Source organism: Paludibacter sp. 221, from assembly GCF_010501035.1.
GTDB lineage: Bacteria > Bacteroidota > Bacteroidia > Bacteroidales > Paludibacteraceae > QVMH01.
This window is the reverse complement of sequence record NZ_QVMH01000019.1, coordinates 17,183-39,218: the sequence shown is the minus strand read 5'-3', so window position 1 is coordinate 39,218 and position 22,036 is coordinate 17,183. Positions and strand designations below refer to the sequence as shown.

Below are 22,036 nucleotides of genomic sequence, written 5' to 3'. Positions count from 1 at the left end.
GTCGCTCAAACAGGGAAGATTTTTTAACGCCGTCTGCTCTTATTTTTCGGCTCACCGGACAAGGTCGGGCGGGCGAGGAAAAAGAATTTAGGTACTAAAACGGATATTCATTTTATTTTTTATAATGAAAAAACTGACGTTCATATTATCTGTGTTGTTTCTTTTGGTTGCTTGCAACAAGGAAGAAGGATATACCACCAACGAAACCGTAGACCAGTCTATTCTTGGCACATGGCAAGTGGGTTATTCCAAAACAATAAACGGAGTAAGGATGCTTGATGACGGCTCTTTGCAAATAATAAACAAAGCTGATACTACAGAATTTTTTGGAAAGCCAAACAAGCCAATCAGTTCATATATGTTCGGACAGAACGAGAACATCATCGAAATACGGAATGATAATAAAATAAAAATATTTTTTATCAATTCGAAAGGAGGGGTTAATATTACCGGAGAATATGTATGGTACTATGTAGACGGAGACACACTAAAACGCAAAAACCCAAAATTTGAAACATCTCATAAATACTATATGAGAAACGATTCCCTTATCATAGAGCGGATTCCAAGCGAAGACATAGCCTGGAAATATACAATTTCAAGGTATTCAAGAAAAGACTAAAATTAACACATAAAAACAAATACAAAATTACATTACAAACAATGGACGAAAAAATAGAAAAACGTGTACTCTTCCTAGAAGAAAAAATATCTAAAATTGAAGAAATTGTTTTAAATGTAAATGAAGCAATAAATGTGATAAAAGAAACTATTGAAGTCGATGTTAGAAACATGACATCTTGCTTAAACAAAATAAGTGAGTTTGATTTTGCTATAAAAACATGTTTGAATATGAATGTAGAAAATATTGAACATATTGAGAAAATCAATACAACGCTAACGGAGTGTCTGAGAATGAGTTTGAAAAACACAAAGGAAATTATATCTATCTATGAAAAAATATCTTGATGTATGAGAAAATTACTATTTCTTCTATTTATATCTTTGTTATTATTTTCTTGCAAAATAGTAAAATTTTATCCTGAAACATATTCTAATGCACTTGATTTTAAGAGCTACACAGAAAAGGGGTTTTTCATAACCACATCCCCCTCAGTAAATTTTGATTACGAGCCAATAGGCATGGTTTCTTCAAGTGCACGGAGTGGGTATAACAAAGAGTTGAAAGAAAATAAATCAAAGCGCGTTTATTTTAGAGCTAACCCATCAGATGCACTTAATGAGCTACATAGAGAAGCAATAAAAAGAGGAGCCAATGGAGTTATCGATTTGAAAATATATTACGAGACGGCAGATGTGAAAAATATATGGATATTCCCTTTACCTTTCCCTATTGTAGAAAAAGGTAGACAGATAACGGTCAAAGGAATGCTTATAAAAAGATGATTTTGCTTACAAAATGTGTAAACCATGTGTAAACACTATACTTTCCATATCATCCACAAGGCTCAGAAACAGGGGTGTTTTGTTTACAAAAACAAAGAAAGCGACCCAAATTTCACATTCAAGCCGCTTTAACTAATTGATTTTCAGAAAGTGGAGCATACGAGACTCGAACTCGTCACCTTTAGACTGCCAGTCTAACGCTCTAGCCAGATGAGCTAATGCCCCCTACATCTTTTTAACGCGTTGCAAATATAAATAAGTTTTGCAAATAATCTGTATATTTGTTTTATTTTTCTACCATATAATTTAAAAATATGCTCATATTTAATACTACATATTTAGTTAGCGACAAATCGTACGGAATTTGGTACAAATGGCTAAATGAACAACACTTGCCATCCATGCTCGAATCCGGTTTCTTCTCCAAACCACAAGTGGCAAAAGTATTGACAAACGAACCACAAGAGGGGACTTCCTATTCTGTACAGTTTCAGATAGCCGATATGAAATCGCTTGAGTTATGGAACGAAACTTACGGTGAGTCTTTCCTTAGCAGTTTTTCGAAGCAATTCGGCGAAGATGTGCTGCTATTCTCCACCATTTTAGAGCTAATGCAATGATAAAAGACCAGATTATACTGGGAGTCGACCCCGGTACTACGGTTATGGGATACGGATTGCTACAGATTACAGGCAATAAACCTAAGCTATTGGCTATGGGGATACTCGACCTTAAAAAATACGACGACCATTACCTGAAACTGCAAAAGATTTTTGCACGTATACTCTCGCTTATCGACGAATATAAACCTGATTGTCTGGCAATAGAAGCCCCTTTTTATGGTAAAAATGTACAATCGATGCTGAAACTGGGACGTGCGCAAGGCGTGGCAATGGCTGCTGCATTGTACCGCGACATTCCCATTACAGAATATATGCCCCTGAAAATAAAAATGGCCATAACCGGAAATGGGCGTGCATCAAAAGAGCAGGTGGCAGATATGCTACGCCGATATCTGAAAATAAAGGAAGAGGATATGCTCCCGCAGCTGGATGCTACAGATGGTTTGGCAGCTGCATATTGTCATTTCCTGCAAATAGGTAATCCCGTTTCGGAAAAAGCATATAAGAGTTGGAAAGACTATATTGCAAAAAATGAGAGCAAAGTAAAAAAGCAATAATTGGAAGAATTTTATTTTTTCTCAATAGAAAAAAAACCTCTTGATAAATTTTATCAAGAGGTTTTTCGTTTGTTTCTATTAAATCAAATATTAACTGACAGCTTATTTTTACTTCACAATCAGTTTAAAGTTGCGTTCTGCTTTTGTTAGCTTGTCTTTAGCCGTAATAATATACATGCCTGCCGCCAAAGAATTTGTTGCAATATAATTCTCTGTTATATTCGAGATTACTTTTCCCGACAAATCCATTAATATAATATCAATGCCTGAAATGTTTTCCGCTTCAATATTAACCATCTCCCCTTGCTTTACAACATTCGGATAGATATTCAGATTTACACCTTGCAAGATATCCTGAACTGAGGTTGGAGCTTTTGGTACAGTTACTATCTGAGGGCGCATACCTGTTAATAATGCTTCCTTGGAATAAAAAGAAATACGTGTTTTTGCTGGCTCACCTGTATAAGTGTTTCCTAGCTTAAACGATATATTAGTACTTCCTTTTCCCTTTTCAGCAAGAACGTAATTTTTTATATCAAACAAAAGCGATTCTTCAACTTCTACAGCACGCGCTGTTGCAATAACATTCCCTACTGCCGCAGGTTTGTTATTCCAGTTGATAGTAGATTCGCTCCAATCCGAGCCACAAGCCCAAATACGCATTGTATTGTTTAAATAATCTGCATCTCCCTCATATACAGTTAACTTAAGGGATATTTTTTCTGCTTTCGAAAAATCGGCACCAGCAATATTAAACTTGAAAAAACCTTCGCGCGAATAACTCTCCGAATCTGTTTTAATCTCTATCTTTCCTGCGTCACCATAATTGGTTGTTTTGTTGCCACCATGCACATAAGCATCTTCCGATGCAAATAGGCCATCAACATCAACAATATAATCGGGTGTATTTTCATCAACAACATATTCCTTTGTCGAACCGGAATAGGCTTTCTCTGTAGGCAGCATACATTTCAGAAATTTAGGATTTTCAAAACCCTTCAAACCAAGTATTAATGTAACACTTGCAACCGAAGCTGTTGGATCGGCTACATGCACTTTTACGTTTTTACTATCAATATCGCGTATCATTACTGCGCAAGGCTTGTCGGCTGTTATCGACACTTTATCGCTGTACTTGAAAGTTCCGCTTTTATAAAAAACAATACCTACAAGCCCTATTCCATTATGTCTCACAGCCTGTACATCTTCTGTATTAGATAGTATCGTAATATCAGCTGTATTGTATTTTTTTACATCTTCGGCATTTTTAACACCGGGTGCTACCACATAAGCATAGCTTCCGTTCTTCGGTTTTATCCCATGATTAAACCACATTTTGAACACATTCTGAGTCACTTTATCCGACGACGACGAAGCACTTGTATTTATATCTTTCCAACTACCTTCCTGTTTCTGGTTGTTTACTATAACAATTCCGTTATTAGGAAGATAATAGCCTACCTTATTATGAATAACCCACGAAACCGTATTGCTATAATAGCGGCTTCCTAACTGGCTGGTAGTAAATACTTCGCTGCTACCATCTTTTTTAACCACAGTAACGTCTCCCGAAAGCAAACATTGATTCAATGTAGTATTAACCTGAGTGGCAGATGTAGAGTTGATACCCGCTCCTAAACAAACTACTTCATTGTCAAAAAAGAACCATGATTTTTTTGCCTCGGTATTGATACTATACTGAGTATTATTCATTGCAAAAGCACTAACACCATATACACCGTCTGATACACCACCCACAAAAGTGCTGGTTCCTGCCGTTCCCCACGCACCCGGCTGAGGAATATTTGCATTACTCAAAGCAGGCGTAGTAGTACCCGGTACACGTCCCCAGTCCCACACAGGAAAGATGTTGATATACTCGTTACCATCAACGGCTATATCGGTAGCACCTTCGCTCAGGAAGTATCCTTTTATGTTTTCTCCGTTTCCGTTTTCATTTCTCAACGTTGTTGTAGAAACCATGCGTACATCAAACGTAAAACCGGGACGTTGGTGCAACGAATAGTCTGAACGCCAGTAATGAGCATGATACGGAACTACACCATAGCTGGCCGGCTGTTCGCCTTTTAAGCGTTTAATAGCATCTTCATACACTTTCGCATATTCTGTATCTACGCCTTTCATCGTCTCTAATACCGATGCAAATCCTGATTTGCCCAACGAATTAGGCCGAGCCAGACTTCTGCCCGATACGTTATAAAGAAAATACTGACCTCTCATCACCGGAATGTAGGTTTTCCGCATGAAATTGAACAATATATCAAATTTTTCTTTAGATAGTTCGTACTTAGTACCCTTTACATATTGAGCTAGGTTACATACTCCTTGTGCTATCACATCGCCATAACCACCTATATATAACTGCTGCCCATGTTGCAGATACGAGTAATCATGTTGAAACCCTTCGCCTGTGGTATGAAACAAAGGATAAAATGCCTGTTCAACACCTTTATCCAATAGGGCCTCATCACCTGTTAAGCAAGCTCTATAAACCCAGTGCGTTGCAATATCTACTTTGTTAGCTCCAGTACCTTGCGACCCATCCTGATCAGGGTGACCACCAATGAAAAACATACGTTGTATAACATTTTTTTCGAGTTCGGTTGGCAACTGTTTTTTTCCACTCCTCAAAGTAAGCAATGCAATTCCCATACGTTGTGGGCAACCTATCTCTTGTACGTACCAGTTTGAGCTACGAGGATCTTTATTTTGCCAGTAAGTAAGCATTTTAACAATCATGTCATATACATTATCTTTCCCAAAATAAGTACTTCCCTCGACAGTATAGGCCAAGGCCGCAGTTTTCAAGCGGTCTAGATGAACAGTAAAGGTAGAACCATCCTGATATGCATAATTAACATCTGAAAACGACCCGTCAGCATTAATAGAAGTAAGGTAAGTAGCCGTACTACTTTGTATAGTGCTTAAATTTACATTGGACTTTTGCTTCTTTAATATTTCATTAAATATAGGAGTAATCGCATCTACCTTAGGCACATCTGTATATTCAAATATCAAACGGGGCTTATTAGCGTTATTCGTATCTTCTTTCGAATAGAATGTTGTCAGATATTTAGGCCTTTTTTTACCGGAATTGGTTGACGACACATGAAAAGAGAAAGTTTTATTGCCTTTAGCTATTTCGGCCAACACGTAATCTGTTACATCAAAGTAAACATACTGGTCTTTACCTACCGATACAGACGAAGCTATAAAATCAGAAATGTACGACGACACTGTTGGCTTATTATTCCATGTCAAAGTACTCTCCGACCAGTTATTATCCGATGGTTTGATATACCATAAAGTACGCAAACTATTCGCTTCTACCGACCTCACTTTAAGCCTTATCTGTACTTTATTGAAAGACGAAGCAGTAACACTTTCGGCATTGAACTTCAAATAAATTTCTTTGTTAGTAAGATCAACATTTGCTGTCAATTCATTTTGCTCTGTGCGCGATTTCAATTCCAAAAAGGATTGTGAGCCATAGTTTGTACTTTTCTGCTGATCGTTAACCAGAGCATCTTCCGATGCGATTATCTCAACAGGTTGCACATCTGCCGATTGCTTTAACTTCCCAAACATTGCCAATGGCAACAAAAAGAGAGAGGCAAGCATTAAATATGCTTTCTTCAACAAAAATATTTTCATAATATTATATTTATAAGTTATATTTTTTCAAAAAATTCTCAGTACGCAACTAAAATTTATAAACTACAATCCTTGGCTTTTGCCAAGGATTGTAGTTTATATTTTCTTATTTTTATCATTACTAAACAAAATAATGAAAAATTATAAGAAATTGTTATTTCACAAAAAACAACTTATTGATTTTGTTTGTGCCAACCGAAACATTTAGTATGTAAACGCCAGTATTAAGCATCAAATTATCTATCGTAATTTTATTACTTTCAACAGTATATTTTCCGGAAAAATGTTTCTTGCCGGTCATATCCAATACCGATACTTCTGCATCTTCATCTATAGGCTCGTTAAATACGATGTTTAAACAACCGTCTGTAAGCGGATTCGGATAAATTGATATTAATTGTTCTGCCTCCGGTGTATATACGCCGGTATCATCAGCTTTATATCTGATACGCACCTCTGTGATACTATTCCAATTTTCGCCCCCTGCCGAGTTGCCGTTACACACTATTCGAGCATAACGCCCCTTTTGAGGAGTGATTGGGTAACGTTCCATTTCAGTAGTTATTCCGCTCGATTTTAAATTCGACAATACCGGAGTAAAAGTCTTATCATCCGAAGATACTTCCAAGTCGAAATATGCTACACGCTGGTTTCCCAGATAAAAAGCAATATCAAAAGCCTGAATTTCAAATTCGCCTCCTAAGTCATACTTAATCCATTGACCTGTTTTTCCTGCCTGTGCCCAACGCGTGCCCAAGTTGCCATCAATAGTATTGGTAGGAGGATTACCCGTTTGACTCTCGATAGCTGTTACAGTTATGTTGCTACCTGCTGCTGTAACCGGAATTGTAGGAATAAATATCACATCCTCTCCTTCTTTCACCGCCGAACCACTTTCTCCTTGTACATTTTTCAATGTAAGTGTATACTTTTTACGGTAGTCCAAGTTTTCATTCAGCGTTAAAATAACTCCCTTATCGCCACTTGCTTCTATATCTTTGATAGATAAAGATGCTATGGTATAATTAGCCTTATTCAAAGCCGTAGCTTGTACCAAAACATCATCGAATACAATTCGCAGCTGGGTATCACTATACGCCTCTACTTTTTCAACCGAAAGCGAAGGTTCAGGAGGTATAGGCATCTCGCCCGGAGCCAGTTTTACAACTTCACTCGTAGCCAACAAGAATGCACCTACCCCAAAGTCGACAGATGTTTTAGACAAACGTTCAGGGTCGATAGGGCCTTCACCTACATCTTGTGTATAAATCATATTTCCATTCGACTGAACTGCTGTTTTACACAGTCCTTCCCATGCTTTAACCACTATCGGATAGTAGGTATCTTTATCTAAAAATCCATTATTGATACCCCATGCAATACCATAAGTAAATAATGCAGTACCACTTGTTTCGGGCGCAGGATAATGATTCGGATCAGCCAGATTCATATTCCAGAATCCGTCCTCGCGCTGGCACTCTTTAAGGGCAGCAGCCATATCCTTCAACATCTGAATATACTCGCTACGATGTGCGTCATTTTCCGGAATGAACTGCAATGTACGCACCATTGCCGCAATTACCCAGCCGTTGCCACGAGCCCAATATATATTTTTACCGTTAGGCGACAATTTAGGTGCATCGGCCGACCATGCCTCCGGCTTAGCATTCGGATCTCTTTTGGGCGGAACGTTTGGTTGAAATCCCCAGTCGCGCCACCAAAAATTATCAGTTGTGCTATAAAGCCCGTCGTAATCTTCAAATCCCTCTAAAATAGGTCCTTGTCCATACTGAGCCCTGTAGTTCGAAGGCCACATGCTGCTATGCGACGAGTTTACAACCAGTTTATCGCGTATATTAGCAAACAGGGCATACATCTTGTCATAATACTTAGTATCATTGTACACATCGCCTAAGCGTGCTATAGTAGGCATTGCCATAAGCATGGCATCAATCCACCACCAATCGTCCGACGCCGGATTATCCTTTATGCGGTTATCAATAGTAGCTTTTATTGCCTCTATCTTTTTCGGGTCTTTCACTTCGTCCATCATATAAAGGTCGATGTACGTTTGTCCACAAGTATGGTTATCTGCATCCTTTGTGGTGGTGCCACCACTTATACCCCAGTTGTTACTAACAGCCCATTTCTCAGCATATTTCAGATATTGAGGGTCTTGATATACTTTATAGAAATCAATATTACCCATATTATATACCGACCTTGCCCACTTGTTATCTCCGGGAGCTGCATGAGTAGATATCCAACGGTTATTTACCTTTACACCCATAGTTATCACTTCGGCTTTAGTAGGCAGCGATATCACACCATCAGTCAGTGGTTTATCTACTTTTTGTTTAAATTTTTTCAACGCATCAAACCAGTCACTATCAGTACTGTATTCTCCTTTAGGGAATTGATTCCAGCCTCCTCCAAAATAGTAAGTAAAATCAGTACCTACCGCATAATCGGTCATGATAACCAATTGGTTGTTAATAGTAGCAGTCGATGTCTGTCCCGGCATATATACACCTACATACATACGTGGATTTGATGAAGTTACTGTACCTTCACTCGGTTTCTCAGCATAACCTATCATGTTATCCTCATTAAACTGAACTCCATCTGCATTTGTATGCAACAATATACCCGAAGCCAGTTTCATCGACTTGATTTTTCCATCAAAACGTACTACCGCTTTATTAAGCAGCCCGTTAGCATCGGTGGTAATTCTTACTGTTTTCGTATAGCTATCTCCATCTATGATTACATTTTTATAAGTAAGCACAAACTCGGAACGTAATGGCCCGTTGCAAACTATTTCATATTCATCATAAGGGTCGTGCAGATAAAGCGTATTGCCTATACAAGCCGCGATACCTCCTGCACCCAGTGTTTTACCACCTACCGAGTAAGCATCCACACCTTCATCCTGCTCCGCATGGTAATTAGTATAAGTGTACATTTTTTCTACAATCGGCTCAGACTTTTTCTTTACCCACAAATCCACTCCATTGGCTGTATTCGAATCTGAAGTTAATAACTTACGGCTATACATACGGTAAGCAGTACGGTCGTTTTCCCATGCAATATCAGCACGCGAATTAGGCATCATTACAGCGGCATAAGTTTTTGGAGCTATTGCCTGCGGAGTTCCCTCTTTCAGTACATAGTTCATCGTTGCCCCTGCACTTATCGTAGCCGGAAAAACAATCTTTGCTCCTCCTGACAATACCTGATAAGGTATAGCATTTTCATCTTCGTCATACAATGCCATCGAAGAATACAGTACACCTGCAGGCATATCTACTTCTACAATCTCATTTTCACGGTCTAATGATGTTGTGTTTATCAACGAGAAAGGTACCTCTGTTACAGGAGGCGGTGTATAATCAGCTTCCTCAAAAGTCCAAGCTAAAGCCGATTCATAAGCATCAGCATTTTTATCAAACTTAATTGCATTGAAAGGAGTTGACGCTACTTTCGCATTTCTCTCACTCTCCGAATCCCTGAAATACAGACGCATAGCAGTCAATTCATTAGTTTCATTACGCTCGCTGGGCTTAAAGGTATGTCTCAACATCCAGTCGCTTTGTGAAGCGTTACCATCTCCCAGATAAGTTCCTTGCGCATTCATGATATTCACAAAAAAACCGGGGTTGGCAGGGATATAATCACTCTGCTTTACTTTGAAAACATAAGACGCTTTTTCATCCTGCGTTAAAGAAGCAACATCGCTCACCAATACCGGTTTTCCTCCCGCAATACCAACGTACTTATTTTCTTTCAGGTTCTTCAGATAATACCATTTATCTGTCTGTTCGGTCTTAGTTTCAATGTAAGGATACGTTTTTTCCACTTCTCCGGCCGGAACAAACCGCCACGCACGAGGGTTGTTTACCAATCCTACATCATTTTTCACACCAATAGCACCGGGCGATGATGAATTAGAAACAGCAAAGTCAAACCCATGATTCAAAGCAACCACATACTTACCTGCAGCAAGAGTACTTTCCGTCAATGTGCAATACATTCCACTCACTTCGGTATAAGTAGTGGAAGTAACCGGAGCTATTTTAAATTCCGAAGAAAGAGTAGAAGATACAATATAACGGCTTGTATTATCATCTGTTCCTTTCGAGGAATTAAGCGTTAACTTTCCACCGGCTTTATTTATTAAATAATATGTATCGTCCTGAGTTTTTTCTACCCGCCACTTCTGCGAATCGCGGTTCAAATTCGGGTACAGCGCATCGTGCATCACATCAGCATTTTCTCCTTTCGAGGTAATAAAAAATGCATAACGCCCGTCATTATCATTTATAACAGTACCACCGGAGGCATCACTGTTGTGCCCGTTCTCAATATAATACCAAATGGGATTATCCGAGGTACTCACCTGAGGTACTCCCTGTGCAAACGTATGCAAATTAATGCAAAACATTGCAACTAAAAGAAAAACATAATAAGTTATTTGTCTCATAAATTAGATTATTTTATATAAATTATTTTCATGGCTTAACGCGATATAAACTTATTCATCCTCTGTTTTTTCCATTACATCTGCACAAGCTATATCTACACGTTTTTTTATTTTTTGTTATAGTAAAATTTAAAAGTTTTCTCTTTATTTCCAAGCTCTAAATGAAGAAGATAAAACCCTTCTTTATCAATTCCATTGTTTCTTAAGAAATCTTCGTAACTCTGATTATTTAATTTACTTTGAGTAATTTTTCGCCCAAAGATATCGTATACAGTTACAAGCGTCTCGGCACTAATAAAATCATCTTCAATATCATTCTCTCCCAAAGAAAATGTCGAAATTTGTTCCAGCTTTATCGAATTTATTACCCAGTTTGGGTTACTTCCGTGTCGTGAAATTTCAAATTCCATTTGCCTATTGGTTACTACAACTTCAAATTTGCTCAATATAAATTCATTTTCAGCACAGCTAACATCGGCCAGTTTTACTTCACCATTCACTTGCAGCTTCATTTTATCATGCAAGTAATCCTGATCTCCCTGCAAAATGCTCACTTTGTAAGTTCCATTTTCCACATAAACCAAAAATTTAGTCGGATTCGGCCCCAGAACAAAGTCGCGTTTTTCATTATCCTGAGGGCCACTTCTATTACGCGAAGCTAAACCTACCGGAGACACCCAACCAAAGGATGAACCTTGCAGCAAGGTAGTTTCCGTTACCTGTATTGCCCCCGTTGCTACAGGAGAAGAACTATCTCCGAAATCAAAGAATGCTTTTTTCAGATATTCGATTTCAGTTACAACTACATCGCAAGTAGCAGTTTTTCCATTCACTGTTTTTGCTTCTATTTTGGCAGTGCCCACACCTACAGCTGTTACTACACCATTTGCCACAGTTGCCACATTTTCGTTTGACGACGACCATGTTAAATTTACATTTGCAATGATTGGAGTAAATTTGGCTTCTAAAGCCAGTGTTCCACCTTTGAACAAAGGTGCATTTGTTTTATTCAATTCAATTTTTTCAATTTCGTTGGTTTTTGCACCCATCTGAAACACGATGGCAGTATTGTATTTATTAATATACTTTTCGTATGTACCACGCATCCAAAGCACATCAAAATAACCTTCTTTATGATTGCGGGGCACAATAGGACGAGCATTTACTAAGTTAGCCGGAGTATTCGCTGTTATAGGAGTGGCAGTCCAAGTAGTTCCTTTATCCGTTGTAGTATATTTATAAATCTCAAAAACACCATTTACTTGTTTTGACAAATAAACTACCGAAGGATTTTCGTGATCCATCGAAAGGCCACCCGAGTAATTAGGTTCCGGTTCGGTAGAACCTGCAGGGGTTTGCGGAAACCATTTTCCGGCTTTCACTATTTCTTTGTTTACCCATTTGGTACCATCCCAATAAGCATAATTATATCTGTGGTCGGTATCGCTCGGAAAAGAGGCATATACCATCACCGGATGTTGAGTTTGCGGGTCGACAGTAATATCCCAAATCCATCCTTTTCCGTTGGTTTCTCCATTATATGCAATTTCGGCCTCGCTACTGCTACCCGACGAATCGCCCAGATCAATGCCTTTTGTAGTAAAATTTTTAATAAGGGTTCCGTCCGCTTTATAGAATTTATTATCTTTCAGTCGGAAATAATATATTTTATTCTTCGATTCATTCCGAGGGTGTCCTGTCGTTACAGCCACGTGAATACTTCCATCGCTGCTTTGGCAGTAACGTGCATAGGGTCTGGCACCTCCGTTTAGCACCAACTGCTTAATATCCGTAAACGTTTGTCCGTTATCTTTAGAAACAGCAATGGTAGGATGCCAGTTGATATCTCTGAACAAAAGCCATATTTCATCCCCTACCTGAAATGGATTGGGATAACTTACATTGGCTTCTTTGGTATTTCCATAAAAGGTATAGGCTGTGCTAAATGAACTGATATCTTCCGGATTGGTAGATATAACCCGGTGCATTGGTCCGGCACTTTGGTGTTTGGAGTAAAAAACAACAATACGCCCGTCTTTCCTTACCAAGATAGCAGGCACATCGTGGTCATCCGCCTCTAATTTTGCGTGAATGGTTTTCTCTACAAATTCATAAGTATCGTGATTGTACGAGGCTATTTTTATATCGCCTACGCTATTTACCCATGCTACATAAGTTTGCTTTTTTGCACCTTCGTAATATACTGCACGCGGGTCGGCAAACCAGCACCAAGCACCATCTTCTGTCAGTGTATTAAAACCTTCTACTTTGTTATCTGCCATCAATGCCGGACTTAGTAGTTTTGAAACCACCAGCAAAATCACAAATAGTGAACGAAAATAATTACGATTATTCATTATGTTTTTTATTTTATTAGTTTTAAAATTATTTTATTTCATACAAACTATTTCTCTTTACAAATCTTTATATAGTAAATAAATCTCATCGTCGGTCAAAACACGTCCATACATCCGTGCCAGCACCACTTCACCATCCAAAGGATAATTCACTCTTCCGCTTGAATGGGTATCGCCACCTATACCCAACCAATGGCAATCATCACGTTTGGGGATGTATAAATCTCCGGGAACTTCCGTTTCTCCGGCTTTTTTACCATTTACGTACAGGTGCATCTTAGCAGCATTTCTATCATACATTGCCACTACATGATAGTACTTACCCGGCTCGATAAAAACCGAGCTTTTTGTCTTTTTGAATTTATCGCCTACAAAAGCCCAAAATTCTATCTGTCCGCCTACTTCCTGTTCTATTCCCAAGCCTTCCCACTCTTTTCCGCTCAACGGAGCTGCATTTCTCAAATCGTGACTCATATAAACCGTTTCCAACGCAAAACCTGTGAAAAAAGCGTTTTTTACCAATTCGTTGTTCTTGTAATCTACCTTATAAAATTGGGTGTTGTTATTCTCAAACATAGCTACGTAACGACCATATTCTTCATTAAAATATGTTTTCGGGGCTGTAGCGCCTGTAGTAACTTTTAGCTTATTGGGTGATATATCCTCAGCAAAGCCCGATTTTCCAAATTCGATATTAAAAAGGTCGGCAAACGGCCTTTTTGCTCCCTCACTCGGAATGAACGGCTGGGATACAAATTTATCGCTCAACAAAGGGGACGATATATTATCATAAGAGTCGACAGCCCGTATGCGTGCTACTAAAGGCACATCAGCCGGCAAGCCGAATAACTTTACCGTAAAACTGTGAGGCATCCGGCTATTGAGGTAAAGCTGCGAAAACCGTGTGTTTTGAAAAACCACCTTGTCGCCATCCAGCACATCAATAATGTAATGATGTACCTTTTCATCGTCTTTGGCCTGTGGAAATGTAACTGCAAATGCTCCATCTTCGGTTTTAGAGATTACAGCCTTATCCTTCTTCGAAAATTCGGGCGCGCTTCCTCCTGTAAGATTCTTATATGTAAAAGCACTTCCGTCATGGGGAGCTTTGATAAGCCATTTGGGACAAATTTCTTCATTACGAGCTGCGTCCCAACGTTCTACCTCTACATCGCCATTATCCAAGACACTTACGATAATACCTTCGCATACATTTTCGTTGTTAGGCGGATACATTCCTTCTGTGTAGCCATACTCTATACGGCTATAGATACCGCTACCTATGTTTACAGCAGTAAATACATTCTGATTAATCGAACGCGGGTCGGAAAGCGTATAATTACTATGTCCTGAGAAATATATAAGCTGCGGATATCCGAGTAAAATAGGCTTAAGTATCTCCGACCCCAAGTCGCCCTTATCCATCTCAGTACCGTAAACGGTCTCTTTAGCCCCGATGTGCATAAAATAGAAAATAGGTTTATCCGGATAATTTTCCTGCGCATCCGATAAACTACTCGTCAGAAAGTCCTTATCCGTTTGGGTAAATCTATCGGTATAAATTCCCCTCATACTCATTGTTACGAAAGGATACCCTTTAATAGAAAAATACTGGTGTTCCGGTTGCCCTATTTTGGATTTAAACGTTTCTTCCCCTTTCTGCGTATAATGGTCGCTGTTGCCCATCATATAATAAACAACAACATCCTCGGGCACAATATCCCCTACAATCGAAAGCAACTCATCATATTGTACAGCAGCCCCGAAATCGGTAAGGTCGCCTACTATAAAAATTGCGTCAATTGGTTTACCGGTATCTAAAAGAGTGGTTAAACGCTTTTTCAGTTTTTCTTGCGAACTTGTTCTGCCTACCAAAACATCAGAGATTACCGCAAAGCGGGGAAGCCCCTGTACCTGTGATACAGGAATAACTACAGACAGTGCATATTCTTTATTCTCTATAATTATTTCTCCTGCTCTTTCCTGTAACTCTAAAGGCATTTTTTGAGCAACAAAAGTATATACACCACCAGTCTCGCTTACTTCTTTTATCCAATTGGGCAATCTTAAGTCGACAGGTACATTAGCAGTCATACTTAAAGTAAAGTTTAAATTATCCCTTATCAGAACAGAGTCTTCTCTCACTACAATATCCGGTTCGCACCCTAATTGCAATACGTTTATTCTGGCAATTTCGGCTGCATGTTCCATTATCCGAATTTCGGCCGAACGTTTTTTTAAGTCGTTATTATCTGCTACTTTAATAATCAAGTTCTTACATGTGTCGCTTTCCCACAACTCTACAGCACACCATGACGGCTCTGAAGAAGCTATCGAAATACGGATGTCGGTTGCAAATTTCACTGATTTACGCCCCCCTTGGGTATCAAAACATTGGCACAAATCATCTGCTGCAAGCGTTAAAGCTACCTGCTTCGGTTTAGTTCCACACGAGAATACGATGGCTAAAATACAAACTAAATATATACTCCTGAGTACTTTAAACATAAAGCTGATATAGCGAATACGCCTGAATTTTATTTTTTAAACATATCAATAAAAGCATGAATAACGAAGGTTATAATTACTTAATCACATACTTGACTACCTGACTATTACCACCCGGCACCAACATCTTAAATATATACAATCCATTATTCAGATTTACAGAATAGTCGTCGTTGATTTCGGCTATATGGATTAGTCTGCCCGAATAATCATATATTTCAAGATTTGCCACACTTACAGCGTCATTAAGTACAAACGACACATTGTTTCCCTGCACTTTAACCTTAAACAAATCTATGTTATCTGTCGAAGGAGAAAAACTATCCGACGAGTCGTAAAAATATATTTCAAACTCATACTGATTTCCACTAAAATCTGTTATATTCAATTTATCTCCTTCTATAATATAATAAGCTGCTCCATTTACTTCCGGGCTTTTATAATTTCCAAGAAAATCTATGTTTTTCAGAAAATCTTCGACAAGAAGTAAATCTGTTTGCCTTGGCACTCCTATCTTCATTTCATCGTAATCAACTTTGTAGGTGGCCGATTCCATAAGCCAGCCATACACTTCCAACTCGTAAAGCGACGGATAACCCGACGTAGAAGCCGAAAGTACATCTACTTTTACATAACGGGCTTTTATTTTTTCTAAATCAGCCACGTTCAAATCGTCGGTAACAGTACCTCCCTGCTTGTTTGCAGCCCTGTTTACTAATGTTTTATAAGTTTTCTTATCGTTGCTACCCAGTACGTTGTATGTATAATAACGTCCTACACTAGGCTGAAACCATTGAATCCTGATTTGATTCAGATAATACTCTTTACCCAAATCCACTTCAATCGAATGTTTTCCTGTACTTGTACCTGCCCAGCGTGTACCTACATTACCATCCACTGCGTTTACAGCCGGATTAGATGATTCCTCAGTACTTGCTGTTACATTCTTCTTCAATGCCAAATGTTCAGCCGAAATAAACTCATAAAACACTGAGTTTTTACCATCTTCCGAAGTTACTTTAAGTTTCATACCCGGCTCTACATTTCCGGTAGTAACAGGGGTAGTTTCGTCTGCTTTATATAATGCAAACTCGGCGCCATCTACTCCGGTAATGAATTGTTCCAGCTTGCTTGCATCTACCGTTGTCGACAATGATATTGTACGGGTAATGTTATCAATTACCAATTTTGTCGATGTCAAATTCGTTGATTGCCCCAACAAGCGTTTCCAAACCACTTCGTCAGTATATTCTTTACCTCCTTTGGTACCTTTTACCGCAATGGTATTCTTTGCCTCGTCGCCCTGCCCTTTATTCGGCAAAGCCACATTATTCCACACAAAAAAACCGCATTTCACGTTTGCCAACAATTTTTTCCCCTGCGATACTCCATTTACAAACAACTCAACTTCATCACAAGTAGAGTAAATCGTAATGGGGGTAACGTCGTGGTTACGCTCTGTATATCTGCGGCTCGAAATATAAATTTCGGGTTCCGGATTCCAGTTTACCTTATATGCATAATAGCTGTCTTTTTTTACTTTTCTGTCGAAAGTAACCAAACCTTTATCATTCACTCCGGGCTGTTGTCCTTCGTTACGGCTATCCGAACCAAAATCGAACATATTCCATACGAAAGTTCCCCAAATCCAATCGCGCGTTGATATATCAATAATAGCCTCTTCGTGCACCTTATTCTGATACTCTTCCGGATGCCATTGTCCGTTATGCACAGGTTTTTCAGGGTTTATCTCGTGCTGATAAATATTTGCACCAGCACCATACTCCGACATACCTACAAGTTCATCTCTCGATTTAAACCCATCCATGTAGCTCCCAAATGAGCCTCCCTGATACCAACCCGGATACTGGTTTTTAGCGTACAAATCAGTTGTCCAGTTATAGCGTTCGGTTCCGGCCTGTGCCTGCACTGTCATGCGCGATGGGTCTTCCGCTTTTGCCAGATTATGCAATTCAGGCATAAACATACTCATCTGGTAATTATAAGTTCCTGTACTTACCTCGTTTTGCAATCCCCACATAAAAATAGAAGGACGGTTGTATTGCTGACGAATCATTTCAACTAATTGCAACTTTGTAACCTCCTTGAAAGTCACCGTATCGTTACCCAGTTTGTCAACAAAAGGAATCTCAGCCCATACTATCAGGCCGTATTTATCGCACAACTCATACATATAAGGGTCTTGAGGATAATGTGCCAAACGTACTGCATTTGCCCCTATCTCATACATCATGCCAAAATCTTCGTTATGCTGTACTTCGGTAATGGCATTACCCATATTATAATGGTCTTGATGGCGATTGACGCCCCTCAGAGGATATAACCTCCCGTTAAGGAAAAAGCCCTGCTTATTAGCATCGAAAAAACGGAAACCTACGTATTCGGTTATATCATCTATCACATTACCACTTTGGCTTACCGTAAAATCAACCTGATAGCGGTAAGGGTCTTGCTTGCCATCCCACAAACGGGGATTTGCTACAGTAATCGTTTCCTTAAACTCATAACTTCCCCCTGCCGGAATACTTACAGTTTTTTCCATTGTATTTACGGCTGCTCCTCCGGGAGCCATAGTCGAAACATCAAATACAGGGTTTTCTACATCATCGATAGCGTCAAACTTATCAGGATTGCGCAAAACAGCTTTTAAGTTTACGCTTTGTGCTGAATTTGATTTATTTACAATTTTTGCTTTTACTTCTAATTTAGCACCGGTTTTGCTCACATCCGAAGTAGAAAGATACAAACCAGGTGCTCCGTGGTCGAGCAAATCGACATGCACAGGGTTGGCTACTATTAAAGTAACTTTCCGGTAAATACCTCCATAAAACGAAAAGTCGCCCGATAATGGAGCTATCAGCTGGTCGATACGGTTGTCGACCTTTACGGCTATAACGTTTTCACCTGTAGTGAGTTTATCAGTAATGTCAAAACGAAAAGCAGTATAACCTCCTCTGTGAAGCCCTACTGATTGTCCGTTTACAAAACACTCGGCCTTGGTATTGGCGCCTAAAAATTCCAAATATATTTTTTTACCGGTATACTCTGCTTTCCAAGGCAGTTGTTTACGATACCAGCTAGCTGTTTTCAAATAATTATTTCCACCATCTTCGGCATCGGTGGCATTCCATGTATGAGGAATATTGACTACTTCCCACGACGCATCATTATAACTCGTTGCAGCGGGAGTGTCATTAGTAATGCTTGATTTGAATTTCCAAGAAGAATTGAAATCTATTTTTTTGCGGCTATCCGCCTTAACAGATAAGAATAAGGTAAAAAAGGAAATACACAAAAGTATTTTCGAAGTAATGTTTGTTTGCATGGATTAAATAAGCCGGTTTTTACCTGAATAATAAAAATAAAAAAAGTAAGAAGTATTTTTTTACTTCCGCAAATTATCAATGTATCCGTTAAAAAAAAATTATATTCACAAATAAAAAACAAATAAGTACAGCAGGGATTTTTATACCCTGCTGTACTTTAATTTTATAAAATTACAACTGAATCTTACTTACTTTGTTGCCTGTTTTCACAAGATATACACCTTTGCTTAGTTGTACCTTTCCGGTTCCAACTACAGTTTCTTTCATTACAAGGCGACCTAATGCTGAGTAAATTTCCACATCAGTTGCTTCACCTGTAGTAATAAACAATACATCTCCTTGAGTATAAAGAGTAATAGCTGCTTCCTCTTTTTCATCAAAGCCGGTTCCACCCAATACAGTCATTATTTCAACCGAAACAGCTGCTCTGACATCCTTAAGTTCCAATGTATATACACCTGCTGCCTCAGACAATTCTTCGTCTGTAGCATCTACACCATTCAGAAGCACATTATCAACCCGGTATCCGTCTGCCACTGTAAATTCAAGTTTAAACGAGTCGCCCTCTTCCAAATCATAAGGCCCTTCGGCTTCCGGATATAGGATTGTAATATTTTCATTTTCTTTCACTGTTACAACTATAGCTTTCTCGAAAACCAATACCGGCATGTAGTCCATATTGTTTTCAGCAAAAGCACCTTCGCGAGAATACAAATATAAAAATCCTGCATCATTATCTTCTAATCCTGTCACTTGCAAGCGAAGTGATGATTCCAGATTTTCCATAATGTCCGATACATCAAATTCAATTACCTCACCAACAGGAGAAGTCCGATCGAAAGTCACAGAACCACCAATAGGGTCTCCTTTTCGGTCTACACCGGTTGCTTCTCCATTCACAGTCCATGTCATGTCGCTAAGTAGTCCTAATGTGGAAGGAACTGTGCGAATCTGAAGAATCGGATCTGCCGATTTACCTGTTTGCATTGATTTGTGTGCTAGCTTAAGATAGGCTTTGTTATAACCTTCGGCTTTAATAGCATCTGCATCCAAATCAAACTCTAAATATGTGATTCGAACATATGAAGATGTAGATGCCTGTACTTGCAAAGTTTCGGATGTAAAATACTTTCCATCTGTAGTTCTACCATCTACATATGTATCACCAGCTACAAGATGTACATTTTCTGCAAATGCTACTACTTTAGCTTCAAAATCTTCCTTCACTGCTGGCAATGTTGCTGTATAAACTCCACCTTCCTCAGAGAATGCTATTTTGGTTTTATTCATAACAACATAAAGGTCATGATAACCGGCAGCCAATGTAAATGATAATGTATAATCACCGCCATAACTTATTGATGTTGCCGGCTCGCCTTCCCAAGTGATGCCATCACTTTTGGTTAAAGTAACATTCAACGATTTTAATGTAGCCGAAATAGATACGGTTGCACCATTTTGAACAGCAGTTAGCTCTTGTTTGTAAGTTTCGTTTTCAAATGTAAGTTCACCTTTTGTAGCACCTGTTACTTCTACCACCGGATCAATATATCCTTCGGCCAAAGTAAACTCAATAGCAGAAGCCGATGCTGCAACAAACTTACCGTCACCATCCAAAACCGGAGATAATATTGTAACGCAATCGTCTTTAGTTACAGTTACTTCGTTGGCTGCTTCGGCCGAAATATCAATTGTATTAGAATCCCCTTTTACATTTACAGCCACTGTATATACACCATCACCATCTAATGTTCCCGATGGATGAATCACATTGTTTACTGTTACGATAGGCGCATAGCCATCGGCCACAGTATATGTAATGGTATAAGGTTGGTTACATTCAACTTCGCCACCATCAGCACCGGTTACAATTGTAATGTTATCGCCCTTTGTTACCGCTAGTGGTACAATTTTCCCAACAGCCCATGCATATTCATTATCAAAAGCATCAAAAGTTTTCGCCCAGTTTGGCTGAGCGTCACTCAACGTATTCTTTAGTATTTTCCCTGATGCAGCGGCAGTCCTGAATACAAGTTGTAAAGGCTGCTGTTTATTGTTTGTAGAATATACTAATTTCAGAAGCCAAGCTAATCCTTGCTCTTCAGTAGCCAATTTATCAGCGGTCAAAGTTAATTGTTCGCCTGTTGCTTTTGATATAATTTTAGTTTTTGCTACCTTATCTAAAATTCCGCCACTTACAAAGCCAAATAATTGATTATCTTTATCATCTGCAGTTTTTGCGGCAAGGCTGAACGTTTTAGCTACCGGATCTATTGTCAGATATTTTTCCCCACCCGAAATAGAGCTATCCAACGATCTTATATAAAACCAGTCTATAACATTTTCTTTAGCAGTATTTTCCGAATATGTCGTTGGGAAAGTATTTTCAACATCGGCAGCCGCATAAAATTGCCATGCTCTGGGGTTACTGGTTAAACCATTAGCCAGAACAGATGCCGGTGCATTTGAATTATTTTCCAAATTGAAATTACCACCACTATTTAGCATGCCAATATAGTTTTTACTTTCCAGCTTTATCTTAACCCAAGAACTCGGAGTACTTGATACTGCATCAGTAATCTGGAAGCGATAAGTTGCCTTATCTGTAGGAAGAGCATCTGCCCCTACAGTTTCATACTGAGTTGTAAAAACGAGGTATTTACTTTCCTTATTTACCAAGTAATAGTAATCTTTTAAATCAGATGGAACAACTTTCCATTTTTGCGAATCTCTTGCTGCATTTGGCAACAGTGTATACGTCGACACTATAGTACCGGCTACCGAAGGGCTTGTAATCAAATTATTAAAGCGTCCATCGCTATCATTTATTTTATTACCACCGCCGGTGTCGCTACTGTGACCATTACCGATATAATACCAATGTTCTTCAGTATCACTAACCGTGATAAGTCCCCCTAAAATTTGAGTTTGAGAAGTCAAGGACTGACTCAACCCAAAAGTCATAAATAAAATAAGAATAAAAAAAGAATAGAGTTTTTTCATGACAATTTATTTTTGATTAGAATTTAAAAATTGACTTTATTAAAGTTCTTACGTATACACAAAGCTATGTTTAGAA

General features: G+C 38.8%; 11 protein-coding genes and 1 tRNA gene. 5 read left to right on the top strand and 7 right to left on the bottom strand.

The features are described from left to right. Positions 1–124 precede the first annotated feature (124 nt). The 3 genes from D0T49_RS06065 to D0T49_RS06055 are packed head-to-tail and all read left to right on the top strand — an operon-like array spanning position 125 to position 1,407. Positions 125–622 carry a hypothetical protein gene (locus D0T49_RS06065; protein ID WP_163629702.1) on the top strand — a complete coding sequence of 166 codons (498 nt, stop codon included), beginning with the start codon at positions 125–127 and terminating at the stop codon, positions 620–622. Positions 623–663: 41 nt separating this feature from the next. After that, positions 664–969: a hypothetical protein gene (locus D0T49_RS06060; protein WP_163629701.1), complete on the top strand. Its 306-nt coding sequence runs from the start codon at positions 664–666 to the stop codon at positions 967–969. A gap of 3 nt (positions 970–972) precedes the next feature. Beyond that, a complete protein-coding gene (locus D0T49_RS06055) occupies positions 973–1,407 on the top strand; it encodes a hypothetical protein (protein WP_163629700.1) in 435 nt (144 codons plus the stop codon). A 151-nt stretch (positions 1,408–1,558) separates the two neighbouring features. On the opposite strand, the gene D0T49_RS06050 is transcribed toward D0T49_RS06055, so the two are convergent. Beyond that, positions 1,559–1,632: transfer RNA gene (locus D0T49_RS06050), tRNA-Ala, on the bottom strand. A gap of 89 nt (positions 1,633–1,721) precedes the next feature. On the opposite strand from D0T49_RS06050, the gene D0T49_RS06045 reads away from it, so the two are divergent. Both D0T49_RS06045 and ruvC read left to right on the top strand, forming a co-directional pair. Continuing rightward, positions 1,722–2,027 (top strand): DUF4286 family protein, encoded by a 306-nt coding sequence (locus tag D0T49_RS06045; RefSeq protein ID WP_163629699.1) that lies wholly within the window; start codon positions 1,722–1,724, stop codon positions 2,025–2,027. After that, positions 2,024–2,587: a crossover junction endodeoxyribonuclease RuvC gene (ruvC, locus tag D0T49_RS06040; protein ID WP_163629698.1), complete on the top strand. Its 564-nt coding sequence runs from the start codon at positions 2,024–2,026 to the stop codon at positions 2,585–2,587. The genes D0T49_RS06045 and ruvC overlap by 4 nt, the downstream gene beginning before the upstream one ends. A gap of 108 nt (positions 2,588–2,695) precedes the next feature. Here ruvC and D0T49_RS06035 read toward each other — a convergent pair whose 3' ends face one another. The 6 genes from D0T49_RS06035 to D0T49_RS06010 form a co-directional block, all read right to left on the bottom strand. After that, positions 2,696–6,262, bottom strand: coding sequence for a polysaccharide lyase family 8 super-sandwich domain-containing protein (locus D0T49_RS06035; RefSeq protein WP_163629697.1), 3,567 nt, complete (start codon positions 6,260–6,262; stop codon positions 2,696–2,698). A 154-nt stretch (positions 6,263–6,416) separates the two neighbouring features. Further along, on the bottom strand, positions 6,417–10,745 hold the full coding sequence (locus D0T49_RS06030) for a glycoside hydrolase family 88 protein (RefSeq protein ID WP_163629696.1): 4,329 nt from the start codon (positions 10,743–10,745) through the stop codon (positions 6,417–6,419). A 107-nt stretch (positions 10,746–10,852) separates the two neighbouring features. Next, on the bottom strand, positions 10,853–13,102 hold the full coding sequence (locus tag D0T49_RS06025; protein WP_163629695.1) for a BNR-4 repeat-containing protein: 2,250 nt from the start codon (positions 13,100–13,102) through the stop codon (positions 10,853–10,855). A 57-nt stretch (positions 13,103–13,159) separates the two neighbouring features. Then, positions 13,160–15,610, bottom strand: coding sequence for a LamG-like jellyroll fold domain-containing protein (locus tag D0T49_RS06020; protein WP_163629694.1), 2,451 nt, complete (start codon positions 15,608–15,610; stop codon positions 13,160–13,162). Positions 15,611–15,686: 76 nt separating this feature from the next. Further along, on the bottom strand, positions 15,687–18,956 hold the full coding sequence (locus D0T49_RS06015) for a glycoside hydrolase family 2 TIM barrel-domain containing protein (protein ID WP_163629693.1): 3,270 nt from the start codon (positions 18,954–18,956) through the stop codon (positions 15,687–15,689). A 172-nt stretch (positions 18,957–19,128) separates the two neighbouring features. Then, the gene (locus D0T49_RS06010) at positions 19,129–21,960 is read right to left on the bottom strand and encodes a T9SS type A sorting domain-containing protein (RefSeq protein WP_163629692.1); all 2,832 of its coding nucleotides are present in this window, start codon (positions 21,958–21,960) and stop codon (positions 19,129–19,131) included. Between the last annotated feature and the right edge of the window lie 76 nt (positions 21,961–22,036).